Source organism: Dactylosporangium sp. NPDC005572 (genome assembly GCF_040605515.1).
In the GTDB taxonomy this organism is placed as follows: Bacteria; Actinomycetota; Actinomycetes; order Mycobacteriales; family Micromonosporaceae; genus Dactylosporangium.
This window is the reverse complement of the sequence record NZ_JBEXCY010000289.1, coordinates 1-12,842: the sequence shown is the minus strand read 5'-3', so window position 1 is coordinate 12,842 and position 12,842 is coordinate 1. Positions and strand designations below refer to the sequence as shown.

The 12,842-nt window shown below is 74.3% G+C and carries 11 protein-coding genes and 1 pseudogene; 7 read left to right on the top strand and 5 right to left on the bottom strand.

The features are described from left to right. The 4 genes and pseudogenes from ABZS66_RS56665 to ABZS66_RS56650 all read right to left on the bottom strand — a co-directional run. Positions 1-851 (bottom strand): annotated as a pseudogene (locus ABZS66_RS56665) (hypothetical protein); the annotation flags it as partial. Beyond that, complete coding sequence (locus ABZS66_RS56660; protein ID WP_354772475.1) at positions 848-2,290, bottom strand: phenylacetate--CoA ligase family protein; 1,443 nt, start codon at positions 2,288-2,290, stop codon at positions 848-850. The pseudogene ABZS66_RS56665 and the gene ABZS66_RS56660, both read right to left, overlap by 4 nt. Further along, positions 2,287-3,618 (bottom strand): serine hydrolase, encoded by a 1,332-nt coding sequence (locus tag ABZS66_RS56655; RefSeq protein ID WP_354772473.1) that lies wholly within the window; start codon positions 3,616-3,618, stop codon positions 2,287-2,289. The genes ABZS66_RS56660 and ABZS66_RS56655 overlap by 4 nt, the downstream gene beginning before the upstream one ends. Positions 3,619-3,700: 82 nt before the next feature. Continuing rightward, complete coding sequence (locus tag ABZS66_RS56650; RefSeq protein WP_354772471.1) at positions 3,701-4,063, bottom strand: helix-turn-helix domain-containing protein; 363 nt, start codon at positions 4,061-4,063, stop codon at positions 3,701-3,703. Between the two features lie 68 nt (positions 4,064-4,131). Between ABZS66_RS56650 and ABZS66_RS56645 the strand changes: the two genes are divergently transcribed. The 6 genes from ABZS66_RS56645 (at position 4,132) to ABZS66_RS56620 (ending at position 10,851) form a co-directional block, all read left to right on the top strand. After that, positions 4,132-4,704, top strand: coding sequence for an NAD(P)-binding domain-containing protein (locus ABZS66_RS56645; RefSeq protein ID WP_354772469.1), 573 nt, complete (start codon positions 4,132-4,134; stop codon positions 4,702-4,704). A gap of 45 nt (positions 4,705-4,749) precedes the next feature. Further along, on the top strand, positions 4,750-5,103 hold the full coding sequence (locus tag ABZS66_RS56640; RefSeq protein ID WP_354772467.1) for a molybdopterin oxidoreductase: 354 nt from the start codon (positions 4,750-4,752) through the stop codon (positions 5,101-5,103). Further along, positions 5,100-7,559 (top strand): nitrite reductase large subunit NirB, encoded by a 2,460-nt coding sequence (gene nirB, locus ABZS66_RS56635; RefSeq protein ID WP_354772465.1) that lies wholly within the window; start codon positions 5,100-5,102, stop codon positions 7,557-7,559. Before ABZS66_RS56640 ends, nirB begins: the two co-directional genes overlap by 4 nt. Continuing rightward, positions 7,556-7,864: a Rieske (2Fe-2S) protein gene (locus ABZS66_RS56630; RefSeq protein ID WP_354772463.1), complete on the top strand. Its 309-nt coding sequence runs from the start codon at positions 7,556-7,558 to the stop codon at positions 7,862-7,864. The genes nirB and ABZS66_RS56630 overlap by 4 nt, the downstream gene beginning before the upstream one ends. Before the next feature lie 96 nt (positions 7,865-7,960). Further along, entirely contained in the window at positions 7,961-9,580 is a 1,620-nt protein-coding gene (locus ABZS66_RS56625; protein WP_354772461.1) for an amidohydrolase, read from the top strand. Then, positions 9,580-10,851, top strand: coding sequence for a hypothetical protein (locus tag ABZS66_RS56620; protein WP_354772459.1), 1,272 nt, complete (start codon positions 9,580-9,582; stop codon positions 10,849-10,851). Before ABZS66_RS56625 ends, ABZS66_RS56620 begins: the two co-directional genes overlap by 1 nt. Here the strand turns inward: ABZS66_RS56620 and ABZS66_RS56615 are convergent. Continuing rightward, positions 10,814-11,890, bottom strand: a complete 1,077-nt coding sequence (locus ABZS66_RS56615) for a LacI family DNA-binding transcriptional regulator (protein WP_354772457.1) — start codon at positions 11,888-11,890, stop codon at positions 10,814-10,816. The genes ABZS66_RS56620 and ABZS66_RS56615 overlap by 38 nt on opposite strands. A 37-nt stretch (positions 11,891-11,927) precedes the next feature. On the opposite strand from ABZS66_RS56615, the gene ABZS66_RS56610 reads away from it, so the two are divergent. Next, positions 11,928-12,842 (top strand): MFS transporter (locus ABZS66_RS56610; protein WP_354772455.1); only part of this gene is annotated, 915 nt, incomplete at its 3' end.

The window sequence follows — 12,842 nt, the reverse complement described above, 5'->3', positions numbered from 1 at the left end:
GCCCGGCCGGCCGCGGCGACCAGCGCCGCGCCGTGGCTGCGGCGGCGCGCCTCCGGAGCGACGTACAGCCGCAGGAAGTCCCCGCGCAGCACCGCGATGCCCGCGACGGCTCCGGCGCTGTCTCTGGAGACCCAGCGAAGGATCTCGTCGGCGGCGGTGGCCGGTGCACCGGGGATCGGGGGGAACACGGCAGAGGCGGGCGGCGTGTTCGGGGTCGGAGGCAACGCGGCCACCGTGGAGGCGGGCGGCGTGTTGGGCGTGGGCGGCCGGGCGGTCGTGGTCGAGGCGGGCGGGGTGTTGGGCGCAACGGGGAGACCGGCCGAGACCGGCGCCGTGTTGGGGGTCGGCGGCAACGCGGCCGAGGTGGAGGTGGGCGGCGTGTTGGGGGTCGGCGGCGGCAGGGCCGGGGCCGGTGGCGCCGGGGTCGAGGCGGGCGGGGTCGGCGGCCCGGCGTTGGTGGAGGTAGGCAGGGTGTCGGGGGTTGGCGGCGGGGTCGAGGGCGCCGGGGTCGAGGCGGGCGGGGTGTTTGGGGTTGGCGGCGGCGCGGGCGGGGGCGACGGGGCTGCGGTCGAGGCGGGCGGGGCCGACGTGTCGGGGGCTGGGTGCGACGGGGCTGGGATGGAGGTGGGCGATCCGTCGGAGGCTGGTGGCGGCCCGGCCGAGGCCGGCGTGTCGGTGGTGGAGGTGGGCGATGTGTCGGAGACCGCCAGCGGCTCGGCCGGGGTCGAGGGCGGCGTGGCGGCCGGGGGCGAGGGGGTCGGCGGCGGCGTGGTCATGGCCGCGTACGCGGCGCGCCAGGCGACCAGGTCGGGCCCCGACGCCCGCGACAGCAGGAACGGCTCGGGGGTCATGACGGGCGGGTGTAGCGGTGCTTGGCGCCCGGCGGGAACCAGTCGGGGTCGGCGGGCGGGCGGAGTTCGACGCGGGGGAGCTGGTAGGTGGGCGGGACGTAGTTGGCGAACTCGCTGTTGAGGCGCAGGAGCTCGGCGCGCACCGCCTCCGCCAGCACCGCGGCGGCCGAGGGCGGCGGGGCGGCGTCGGGGGCCAGCTCGACGACCAGGGACAGGTGGCGCTCCTCGTCGGCGTCGGACACCACGCGCAGGACGAACTTGCCGGTCACCCAGGCGGCGACGTCCTCGCGCTCCAGGGCGACGGTGACGTTCTCCGGGTAGATGTTGGCGCCGAAGTACGAGACCGTGAACAGCGAGCGGCCGAACACGAAGACGAACGGGTGCGTGGAACCGGTGCCGGGGTCGAAACCGTGGCTGCGGCAGAAGGCGACCAGGTCGTCGTGCGAGAGCAGGCCGCCCTCGTCGGCGATGTGGTAGCGGACCAGGGGGACGCCGCCGTCGCCGGTGAACAGCAGCGTGCCCTCGTGGGTCTCGAAGTATCGCGTCGCCGGGTCGTACTGCACCAGGGTCGGCAGGCGGGAGTCGCCGAACACCTCGCGGGCCAGCGCCGGCTCGCCGGCCAGGAAGCGGCGGATGCGGACGCTCAGCGGCGTCTCGTTGCCGAGCACGCCGGCGTCGGCGGTGCCGTAGAGGGAGACCGAGTCGGAGTCGGGGCGCAGCATCCCGGCCCGCCGGCCGACCAGGTCGCGCCACTGCTCGCTGAAGACCTCGCCGGCGAGCAGCATCCGGATCGAGTGCCGCGGCCAGTCCACGCCCCGCCGCAGCCCCTCGTCGACGACGTTCTTGACGAACGGCGGATAGCCGGCGAGGACCACCTGCTCGTAGTGGGGCGCCAGCTCGGTGACGACCCGCAGGATCTCGTCGATGCTGTTGCCGGGCGTGGCGACGGTCACCGGGTAGCCCTTGGCGGCGACGTGCCGGCAGGCGGCGGCCGTATACATGCCGCCGACCCAGCTGCCGAGCGCGAAGCAGACCACGACCAGCGTCGTGCGCTCGTGCGCCTGGAAGCTGTTGCGCAGCGCGTCCTCGAACCGCCGGGCGACGGCCAGCTCGTCGAGCACGGAGCGCGGCCACACCGTCGGCTGCCCCGACGAACCGGACGACACGGCGACGGTGTCGGCGGCGGCCGCCAGGTCGCCGTGCCGGCAGCGCTGCGGCAGCGGATAGCGCCGCAGGTAGTTCTCCTTGGTCAGCAGCGGCACCGCCGCCAGGTCGTCCGCGGTGCGCACGGCGGCCGGGTCGACGCCGTGCTCGGCGAGGAACGCCCGATAGGCCGGGACGGTGGCCGCCACGTCGTGGAACAGCTCCAGCGCGGTCCCGGCCGGCACCACCCCGGCGTAGAAGTCCCGCAGCCCGTCCAGCACCCGCTGGGACCTCATGAGACCTCCCGCACCGCGAACACCGGCGCGTAGCCGGTCGGGCCGAACGATACGTTGTCGCCCGGCGCGATCGTCAGCGCGTCGCCGTCGAACCGGCACACGTAGGTGCGCACGAACGGGGTCTCGACGTAGGCCACGCGCAGGGTGAACTCGCCCGGCGAGGTCCACGCTCCCGTGCTGGCCACCGGGCCGCTCACGTGCCAGTCCCCGGGCGGGCAGCGGTGCTCGTGGACGCCGTCGGCGTCCTCGATGGTGACCCGCCAGCCGTCGCCGCCGGGCAGCTCGGCGAACCCGATCGCCCGGATCGTCGGCGGCTGCTCGTGGCTGGGGCGCCAGTCCTCCGGCCGCACCCGCCGCGGCTTCGGCACGGTGAACCGCCCACCCGCGCCGCTCGCCGCGCCGGTCACCGGCGGCAGCCGCCGCGCGACCCGCCCCACGGGCGGGGACGCATCGTCGAGCAGGTGCTCCCACACCAGGTCGAGCACCGGCTGCATCTCGGGCACGCCCGCGGTCGCCACGACCACCAGCGAACGGCCGGGCACGACGACGCAGAACTGCCCGAAGGCGCCGTCGCCCCGATAGGCGTCGTGGCGGCAGCGCCAGAACTGGTAGCCATAGCCCTGGCGCCAGTCGGCCGTCGCGAGCGGGTCGGCGTCGTTGCGCACCTGGCGGGCCGTCGCCTCGGCGACCCAGCCCTCCGGCAGCAGCCGCTTGCCCTCCCAGACACCGTCCTGGAGCAGGAGCGTGCCGAACCGGGCGACGTCGGTCGCGGCCAGCGACAGGCCCCAGCCGCCGACCTCCAGGCCGCTCGGGCAGGTCTCCCAGTCGGCCGGGCCGAACCCGAGCGGCTCGAACAGCCGGGGCCGCAGGTAGTCGAGCAGCGACCCGCCGGTGACCCGGCGCACGATCGCCGCCAGCATGTAGGTGGCGCCGCTGTTGTAGAGGAAGTGGGTGCCCGGCGGATGCTCGACCGGCAGCCGCAGGAACCCGCTCGCCCAGTCGGGGCCCACCGACATCACCGGCGCGGTGTCCGCGGCGTGGCCGGTCGTCATCGTGAGCAGGTCGCGCACCCGCATGCCGGACTCGTGACCTACCCCCGGGAAGAAACCGGCGACCGGATCGTCGACCGTCAGGCGTCCCTCGCCGACCGCCAGGCCGACGGCCGTCGACGTGAAGCTCTTGCTCAGCGAGAACAGCCGGTGCGGCCGGTCCAACCGGTAGGGATGCCAGTCGACCTCGGCCACCGTCACCCCGCCGCGCACCACCACCAGGCTGTGCAGCGCGTCGACCTCCGCCTCCGCGGCCGACACGAACGACTCGACGCTCATGCGACCTCCGCTTCGCTCCGGCCGCCTGAGCTCCACCCTGAGCCGATGGTGAGCGGCCTCCTCCGCTGCGCTCCGGAACCGCTCATGTGCGCCCGGCCCGGGCCGCGTCGATCTCCACCATGTGCTCCTCCGCCCAGCCGATCAGCCCGGTCATCGCCCCGAAGAGTCCCACGCCGAGCGGGGTCAGCGAATATTCCACGCGGGCCGGCACGCCGGCGGTCGCCGACCGGGCCACCAGCCCGTCGCGCTCCAGCCCGCGCAGCGTCTGGGTCAGCATCTTCTGGCTGGCCCCGGCGATCGCCCGGGACAGGTCGGCGGAGCGCCGCGGGCCGGTCGACAGCTCCTTGAGCACCAGCGTCACCCGCCGCTCGCCGAGCCGGTCGAAGAGCCGATGCGCCGGACACGCGGCCATCGCCGCCAGATAGCGCTCCACCGTCGCCGTCATCGCCAACCCCCAGGGCACCTTGAAGTGCGTACTTCCCGCCGTCCTGCAGTGAACCCTAGCGTCGGGGTATGACAGGAATCGCCATCCTCGGCTCGGGCAACGTGGCCCGCGCGCTCGCCGGCCCGCTCGCCGGGCGCGGTCACCGCGTGACGATCGGGTCCCGCACACCGGACGGGACCCGGCGCAGCTATCGCGAGGCCGCCCGGGCGGCCGAGGTCGTGGTCAACGCGCTGCCCGGGGAGGTCACGACGGCCACCCTGAAGACGCTGGAGGAGGAGTTGGCCGGAAAGGTCCTCGTCGACGTGAGCAACAACGCACGCGCCGAACGTATCCAGGCCGAGCTGCCGCGCACCGCCGTCGTCAAGGCCCTCAACACGATGCACGACTCCCTCATGGGCAGCGCCCGGGTCACCGCCTTCGTCGCCGGCAACAGCGCGGCGGCCAGGGAAACGGTCACCGGGCTGCTCCGCGACCTCGGCAAGGACCCGATCGTCGACCTCGGCGACCTCACCGCGGCCCGCTGGCTGGAGGATTTCGTCGCGTTCGTGCCGAACGTCCTGCAGGCCCTCGGCGGCCCGCTGCCGTTCGGACTTGGCATCGACCAGGACGCGTTTGTGAGGGAACCGGGCACCCGACGGTAATCAAAGAGGCACGCGCAGGCAACAGCCCGTGGCCAGCATGACAGGATGCTCAGCAGCCCACGCTTCCTGCAAGGCGTCTTCACCTTCGAGGGCAAGGGCCTCGACCAGGCGTTCCTGCTCGACGCCGCCCTGACCTACGTCGTGCCGGACGGCGTGGTCGCGCAGCCGGTGTACTTCCGCGGCGGCAACGCCTCCGGCGAGCTGGTCTCCGTCGTCCTCATGCGCGACGGCCAGCCGATGCGGTACTTCCCGATCGGCGCCAAGAACCACACCCACGTGGCCCTGCGGGTGGTCGAGGACCTCGAGGCCGGCACCGGCATGGAACTGCACGTCGCCGCGCCGGCCGGGACGAGCGTCACGCTCATCGTCGACCTCGGGCTCGTCGAGGTACACCCATGACCAGACTCGTCGTCATCGGCAACGGCATGGCGGGCGCGCGCACCGTCGAGGAGATCCTGGCCCGCACCGACCGCTTCGAGATCACGATGTTCGGCGACGAGCCGTACGGCAACTACAACCGGATCCTGCTGTCCAACGTGCTCGCGCAGGAAGAGGACGAGGCCGGCATCTTCCTCAACGACCTCGCCTGGTATCACGCCAACGACATCGAGCTGCGCTCGAACACCAGGGTGACCCGCATCGACCGCTTCGCCAAAGCGGTCATCGCCGACGATGGTACGCACCGGCGGTATGACAAACTCGTGATTGCGACCGGAAGCACCGCCTTCGTCCCCGACATCCCCGGGATCCGCCACCCCAACCGCGGCTATCACCAGGGCGTCTTCGCGTTCCGCACGCTCGACGACACCCGGGCGATGATCCGGTATGCCAGACAGCACGAGCGCGCCGTGGTCATCGGCGGCGGCCTGCTCGGCCTGGAGGCGGCCCGCGGCCTGCAGCGCCACGTCCGGCACGTCACGCTCGTCCACGCCGCCGGCCACCTCATGAACGCTCAGCTCGACGCGCAGGCCGGCGCGATCGTGCGGCGCAGCGTCGAGCGGCTCGGCATCGAGGTCGTCACCGGCGCCCACACCACCGAGATCCTCGGCCGCGACGCGGTCACGGGGGTGAAGCTGCGCGACGGGCGCACCATCGACTGTGACGTCGTCGTGGTCGCGGCCGGCATCCGGCCGAACACGGCGCTCGCCGCGACCGCCGGCCTGGTCGTCGAGCGCGGCATCGTCGTCGACGACCAGCTGCGGGCCGTCGACGAGCCCGACATCTACGCCGTGGGGGAGTGCGTGCAGCACCGCGGCCAGACGTATGGGCTGGTCGCCCCGCTGTGGGAGCAGGCCCGTGTGCTCGCCGCGCACCTCACGGGCGCCGACCCGAAGGCGGCGTATCACGGCACCCGCACCACCACCAAGCTCAAGGTCGCCGGCGTGGACGTGGCGTCGATGGGGCTCAAGGAGCCGGAGCGCGACGACGACGAGACGCTCGTGTTCACCGAGCCGCGCAAGGGCGTCTACAAGAGCGTCGTCGTCCGCGACGGGCGGCTGGTCGGCGCGACCCTGGTCGGCGACCTGTCCAAGGTGGCCTTCCTGACGCAGGCGTACCACGAGGGCCTGCCGCTGCCGGAGGAGCGCGCCGAGCTGATGTTCGACCTGGGCGCCCCGCCCGACACCGTCACCGCCGCGGAGCTCGCACCCGGGCTGCAGGTCTGCAACTGCAACGGGGTCTGCAAGCAGGACCTCGTCGACGCCGTCGACCAGGGCGCCCGCACGGTCTCGGCGGTCATGGAGGCCACCCGGGCCGGCAAGGGCTGCGGCTCCTGCAAGAGCCTCGTCGCGCAGATCGTCGAGTGGGCGGCCGGCGGCGCGGTCGCCGAGGACCCGGCGGCGAGCTGGTACGTGCCCGGGATACCGTTGCCGAAGCCCGAGCTCATGGAGGCCATCCGCCGTCTCGGGCTGCGCTCGGTGTCGGCGGTGTTCGCCGAGCTCGCCCCCGGCGGTGCCGACGACGCCCGCAGCAAGATGGGCCTGGCGTCGCTGCTGCGGATGATGTGGGGCGACGAGTATGTCGACGAGCGCGACGCCCGCTTCATCAACGACCGCGTCCACGCCAACATCCAGCGCGACGGGACGTTCTCCGTGGTGCCGCAGATGAAGGGCGGCGTGACGACCCCGGCCCAGCTGCGGCGGATCGCCGAGGTCGCGGAGAAGTATTCGGTGCCGATGGTGAAGCTCACCGGCGGGCAGCGCATCGACCTGCTCGGCGTGCGCAAGGAGGACCTGCCGGCGATCTGGGCCGACCTCGACATGCCGTCCGGCTACGCCTACGCGAAGAGCTTCCGCACCGTGAAGACGTGCGTCGGGTCGGAGTTCTGCCGGTTCGGCGTCGGCGACTCGACGGCCCTGGGCATCGCGATCGAGGAGCGCTACCAGGGTATCGAGGGGCCGGGCAAGATGAAGCTCGCGGTCACCGGATGCCCGCGCAACTGCGCCGAGGCCTACGTGAAGGACCTCGGCGTGGTCGCGATCGAGGGCGGGCGCTGGGAGATCTACGTCGGCGGCGCCGCCGGCGCGCACGTCCGCAAGGGCGACCTGCTGGCCACTGTGGACAGTGCGGACGAGGTGATCCGGCTGACGGGGAGATTCCTGCAGTACTACAGGGAGAGCGCGAACTGGCTGGAGCGGACCTACGCGTGGGTGCCGCGGCTCGGCATCGACCACGTCCGCGCGGTCGTCGTCGACGACAGCCTCGGCATCGCCGCCCGCCTCGACGCGGCGATGGACGCCTCCGTCGCCGCGTACCGCGACCCGTGGCTGGAAGGCCGCGCGGCGGCGACGCCGGGCCAGTTCCGCCCGTCGCTCCCGCTGATCCCGTTACCGCAGGTGCCGGTGAGGCAGCCATGACGGCCGGGCACCGGGTCGGATCGGTGGAGGAGATCCCGGCGGGCGAGGGCCGCACGTATGCGGTCGAGGGCGACATGGTGGCGGTCTTCCACCTCCGCGACGGCACGCTGCGCGCGGTCTCGGCCCGCTGCCCGCACGCCGGCGGCCCGCTGGCCGACGGCCTCACCGACGCGCGGGTCGTCATCTGCCCGCTCCACCAGCACGCCTTCGACCTGGCCACGGGTTGCTCGACCACGGGCCAGCCGGCCCTGACGGTCTACCCGGTCTCGCTGGACCCCGATGGCACCCTGGTCGTGCACCGCTGACGATCGCGCCGGGCGTGCGACACGTCTTCGTCCGGCTCGCCGGCTACGGCCGCGCCGGCGCGGCCGGGCAGCGGAGCGGGTGAGTAGCATGCGCCCGTGACTGGAATCTTGTTCGTCGGTGGGCCGATCTGGACCGGTAACGGCAGCGCCGAGGCGCTCGCGGTGGTCGGCGGGCGCATCGCCGCGGTCGGGGATCGGGGTGCGGCGCTCGACGCGCTGGCGGACGCGCGGTTCGACGTGGTCGACCTCGGCGGGCGGGCGCTCATCCCGGGGCTGCACGACGCGCACGTGCACCCGGTGAGCGGGGCGCTGGAGCGGCTGCGGTGCGACCTGTCACACCTGCACGACAGAGCGCAGTACCTCGCCGCCATCAGGGACTACGCCGACCGTCACCCGGGGCGGGAGTGGGTCACCGGGGGCGGATGGTCGATGTCGGCGTTCCCGGGCGGGCTGCCGCACCGCGACGACCTCGACGCCGTCGTGGCGGGGCGGCCCGTGTTCCTGCCGAACCGGGACCACCACTCGGCCTGGGTCAACGGCGCCGCACTGCAGCGGGCCGGGATCACCGACACGACGGCCGACCCGCCCAGCGGGCGCATCGAGCGCGACCACGACGGCCGGGCCACCGGGGTACTGCACGAGGCCGCCATGGACCTCGTCACGCCCCTGCTGCCGGACGACACGGCCGAGGATTACGAGCAGGCGCTGCGCGAGGCGCAGCGGTACCTCTTCAGCCTCGGGATCACCGGCTGGCAGGACGCGATCGTCGGCGCCTACGCCGGCTCCCGCGACCAGTTCGGCACCTACCTGGCCGCCGACCGGGGCGGGTGGCTCAAGGCCCGGGTCACCGGCGCGCTGTGGTGGGAGCGGGACCGCGGCGCCGAGCAGATCGCCGAGCTGGCGGAGAAGCGCGGTCAGGCAACCGGACGGTTCCGGGCGACCGCGGTGAAGATCATGCAGGACGGCGTGGCCGAGAACTTCACCGCCGCCATGCTCGATCCGTACCTGGGCGGCCACGGCTGCGGTACGTCCAATGTGGACCCCGCCGAGCTGCGGCAGCACGTCGCCGCGCTCGACGCGGCCGGGTTCGGGGTGCATTTCCACGCGATCGGCGACCGGGCCGTGCGCGAGTGCCTCGACGCGGTCCAGGCGAGCGGGCGGACCCGCCGGCACCACATCGCGCACCTCCAGGTCGTGCACCCCGACGACGTGCCGCGGTTCGGCGCGCTCGGCGTGACGGCCAACATCCAGGCGCTCTGGGCGACGCACCACGAGCAGAACGACACCCTGTGCGTGCCGTTCTTCGGCCCGGAGCGCGCCGGCTGGCAGTACCCCTTCGGCGCCATCGCCCGAACCGGCGGGCGGCTCGCGGCCGGCAGCGACTGGCCGGTCACCACGCCCGACCCGTGGCAGGCGATCCACGTCGCGGTGCACCGCACGGAGCCGGCCGGGTCGGCCGAGTCCGGCTGGCCCACGGCGCACGTCCCGATGCTGCCGGAGCAGGCCCTGTCGCTCGTCCAGGCGCTCCAGGCGTACACCTCCGGATCCTGCTTCGTCAGCGGCGTCGACGACGTGACCGGGACGCTGACGGCAGGGCTCGCCGCCGACCTCGTCGTGCTCGACCGGGACCCGTTCGCGGACGGCACCCCGCTCTACGATGTTCGCGCCGACCTCGTGTTCGTCGACGGCGAACCGGTGCACGAGCGGGAGACCTGATGCTGACCCAGCCCTGTGGCCACGTCGCGAACCCGTCGGTGAGCCGGGCCTGCCCGCACCTGGCGCCGCCGCCCGAGGACCCGGGCGGGCACGTGCGGGTGATGACCGGCCACGGCCTGGAGTTCGACCTGGTGTGCGAGGCGTGCGACCGCGCGGGCGAGCCGGTCGAGCTGACGGTGATCTGCGAGGGGTGCGCGGAGCGGGCGTTCGACGACGGCGACCTGGTGGCGTGGCGCGGATCGGCGGGGATCCCCGAGCGGCCGGAGCCGATGCCGCCGGTGTACCGCTGGTCGCCGCCGCACGAGCTGGGCGAGGTGATCGGCCTGGCGCCGGTGTGGGGTGACCGCCGGTCGCGCTGGCTCGCGCTCACCGCCGACGGCCGCCTCGCCGAGCTGGCCCCCGACGACGACCGCGCCACGGTGCGGGCCACCCTGCCGCTGCTGCAGGAGCCGGACCACGAGCCCTTCCTCGACCGGGTGCTGCGGCACCGCCTGCACGCCTCGGCCTGCGGGCGCTTCGCCGCCGTCGTCAACGACTACGGCCGCCTCGGCCTGGTGGTGGACCTGGACCGCGACGGTGCCGTCACGATGGAGCTGCACGGCGGTGGCTACCGCGCCGACACGGTACCGTTCTCGCTCGCCTTCGCCGTGCACGACGGCCGGCCCGTCGTGGTCCACCGCACCGACTGGAACCGGCTCGACGTCAGCGACCCAGAGTCCGGCCGCCTGCTCACCGGGCGCACCTTCGCCAAGGGCGAGGACCTCGACTACTTCCACGGCCGGATCGTCGCCTCCCCGGGCGGCGCCGCGGTTGCCGACGACGGCTGGATCTGGCACCCGGTCGGCGTGCCCCTGGTCTGGAGCCTGCGCCGGTGGCTCGACGAGGAGCCGTACGAGTCGGAGCGCGGCCCGTCGCTGCACCGGCTCTGCTTCCGCGACTACCACTGGGACACGCCGCTGTGCTTCGTCGGCGAGACCGCGGTCGCGGTGAGCGGCATCGGCGACGACGACATCGCTATGCTGCCCGGCGCGCGGGTGTTCAGCGTCGGCACGGGCGACGAGCTGACCGCCTTCGCCGGCCCGGAGGGCGCGTTCTTCTCCGACGGTGTGCGCCTCTACTCGGCGCACGCCGACGGCCTGCACGTCTGGGACCCGGTGACCGGCCACCGCACCGGCACGGTCCCCGGCTTCACCCCGGCGTGCCTGCATCACGGCACGGGCGAGCTCGCCGCGTTCACCGCGAACGGGGACCTCGCCCGCTGGCGCCGCTGACGCCCCGGGTGCTGCCGCGCCGGACGACGGACCAGCCGGCGGCGCGGGACTGGTACGGACGGCCGAGCGCGGCCTCCGCGCAGGCCGCGCCCTGCTCGCGCAGCGACTGGGCGACCGTCGTCAGGCCGAGCCGCTCCGCGACCGCCGAATCGTCCCAGCCGGTGACCGCCAGGTCGCCGGGGACCGTCAGGCCGGCGGCCCGGGCGGCCCGCACGACGCCGGCCGCCTGCTGGTCGCTCATCGCGGCGATCGCGTCGGGCGGCTCGGGCGAGGCGAGCAGCGTCGCCGCCATCCGTTCGGCCTCGGCGGCGTCGTTGCGGCCGCACACCGCGACCACGACGGCGTCCCAGCCGGCGCCGGCGCCCTCGACGGCCTCGCGGTAGCCCTCCAGGCGCTCGCGGGTCACCGGGAACGGTACGTCGGTGAGCTGCGCGCCGCGGGTCACGGTGCTGACCCGGTCCCGGGACAGCGGGAAGCTCAGGATCGCCGGGCGGCGGGCACCCGCGAACGCGGTCGCGCCGACCGCGGCGGCCGCCGCGCGGTTGTCGATGGTCACCAGGCCCAGCCCGCGGACCGCCGGCCCGCCGTGGACGACCGCCGGGCGCCGCATCGACTGCACGGCCGCGAGGACGGGGTCGTCGTCGGCCGTGGTCCACACGACGTACCCGTCGACGGCGGCGCCCTTGACCCGCGGGACGTCGTCGGCCCCGCCCGTGATCGGCAGGATCGTCATGGCGAAGCCGCGCGCGGCGCACACGTCGGCGATCCCGGCGAGGAAGGACACCGCCTCCGGGTCGTCGAACGCGTAGCTCAGGTGCTCGCCCATCACGACCCCGAGCGCGTGCGTGCTACCCCGGCGCAGCGAGCGGGCGCTCGGGTCGGGCCCGGCGTACCCGAGCTGGTCCGCCGCGGCGAGGACCTTCCGGCGGGCCTGGTCCGACACGCGGTCGGGCCGGTTGTAGGTGTACGAGGCGGTCATGACCGACACGCCGGCCAGCTCGGCCACCTGCGCGAGGGTCACCCGCCCCGACTTCGCCATGGTGCGACTGTAGTCATGCTGTGTATCGTTACACAGCATGAACCCTCCCTTCGTGGCGTTTGCCGCGTTCGGCGCGTTCTGGGGCGTCTGGGGTGCCGCGGTGCCCCGGATGCAGCACCAGGCCGGCGTCGACGACGGCCGGCTCGGCCTCGCCCTGCTGTGCATCGGCGCGGGCGCGCTCCCGGCGATGCTGCTCGCCGGCCGGGCGCTCGACCGCTGGGGCCCGCGGGTCGCGGCCGGCGCCATCGGCACCCTCGGCGTGGCCGGCGCCGGCCTGGCGCTGACCACGGTGAACCTCGCGAGCCTCTGCGCCGGGCTGGCCGTCGTCGGCGCCACCAGCGGCGCGGCCGACGTGGCCATCAACGCGGTCGCCGGCCGGGCCGAGCAGGTGACCGGCCGGCCGGTCATCACCCGCGCCCACGGCGTCTTCTCCACGCTGGTGGTGCTCGCCAGCCTCGCCACCGGCCTGGCCTCGTCGCTGCCGCTCGCGGTGCCGTTCACGGCCGCCGCCGCGCTCGCCCTGGCTGCCGCCGTCGTGCTGTCCCGGACGCTGCGGCCCGATGCGCCCGGGCCGGATCGGAGCCTGCCAGCCGGTGCGGCCGGGCCGGATCACGCGCGGACGTTGCGGCCCGGTGAGGCCGAGACCGGTCGCACTCGGCCCCTGCCAGCCGATGTGACCGGGCCGGAGAGCGCGCGGAGCCTGCCGGGCGGGTGGCGGCGGGCGGTCCCGCTGCTGCTCGTCGGCGCGCTGGGTGCGCTCGCGTTCGCGACGGAGAACGCGCACCAGAGCTGGAGCGCCGTCTTCGCCCACGTCGAACTGGACGCCGGACTCGGGCTCAGCGCGGTGGCGCCGGCCGTGTTCGCGGGCGGCGTCGCCGTCACCCGGTTCGCCGCGGGTGCGCAAGGTGGAGGGGATCGGCGACGCGAAGTACCAGCAGTTGAAGGACCGGGT

What these genes read in the sequence shown, in the direction of transcription:
- ABZS66_RS56615 (WP_354772457.1), bottom strand. Translation starts at nt 11,890, where the DNA reads ATGGCGAAGTCGGGGCGGGTGACCCTCGCGCAGGTGGCCGAGCTGGCC.
- ABZS66_RS56630 (WP_354772463.1), top strand. Translation starts at nt 7,556, where the DNA reads ATGACGGCCGGGCACCGGGTCGGATCGGTGGAGGAGATCCCGGCGGGC.
- ABZS66_RS56640 (WP_354772467.1), top strand. Translation starts at nt 4,750, where the DNA reads ATGCTCAGCAGCCCACGCTTCCTGCAAGGCGTCTTCACCTTCGAGGGC.
- ABZS66_RS56660 (WP_354772475.1), bottom strand. Translation starts at nt 2,290, where the DNA reads ATGAGGTCCCAGCGGGTGCTGGACGGGCTGCGGGACTTCTACGCCGGG.
- ABZS66_RS56620 (WP_354772459.1), top strand. Translation starts at nt 9,580, where the DNA reads ATGCTGACCCAGCCCTGTGGCCACGTCGCGAACCCGTCGGTGAGCCGG.
- ABZS66_RS56650 (WP_354772471.1), bottom strand. Translation starts at nt 4,063, where the DNA reads ATGACGGCGACGGTGGAGCGCTATCTGGCGGCGATGGCCGCGTGTCCG.
- ABZS66_RS56655 (WP_354772473.1), bottom strand. Translation starts at nt 3,618, where the DNA reads ATGAGCGTCGAGTCGTTCGTGTCGGCCGCGGAGGCGGAGGTCGACGCG.
- ABZS66_RS56645 (WP_354772469.1), top strand. Translation starts at nt 4,132, where the DNA reads ATGACAGGAATCGCCATCCTCGGCTCGGGCAACGTGGCCCGCGCGCTC.
- nirB (WP_354772465.1), top strand. Translation starts at nt 5,100, where the DNA reads ATGACCAGACTCGTCGTCATCGGCAACGGCATGGCGGGCGCGCGCACC.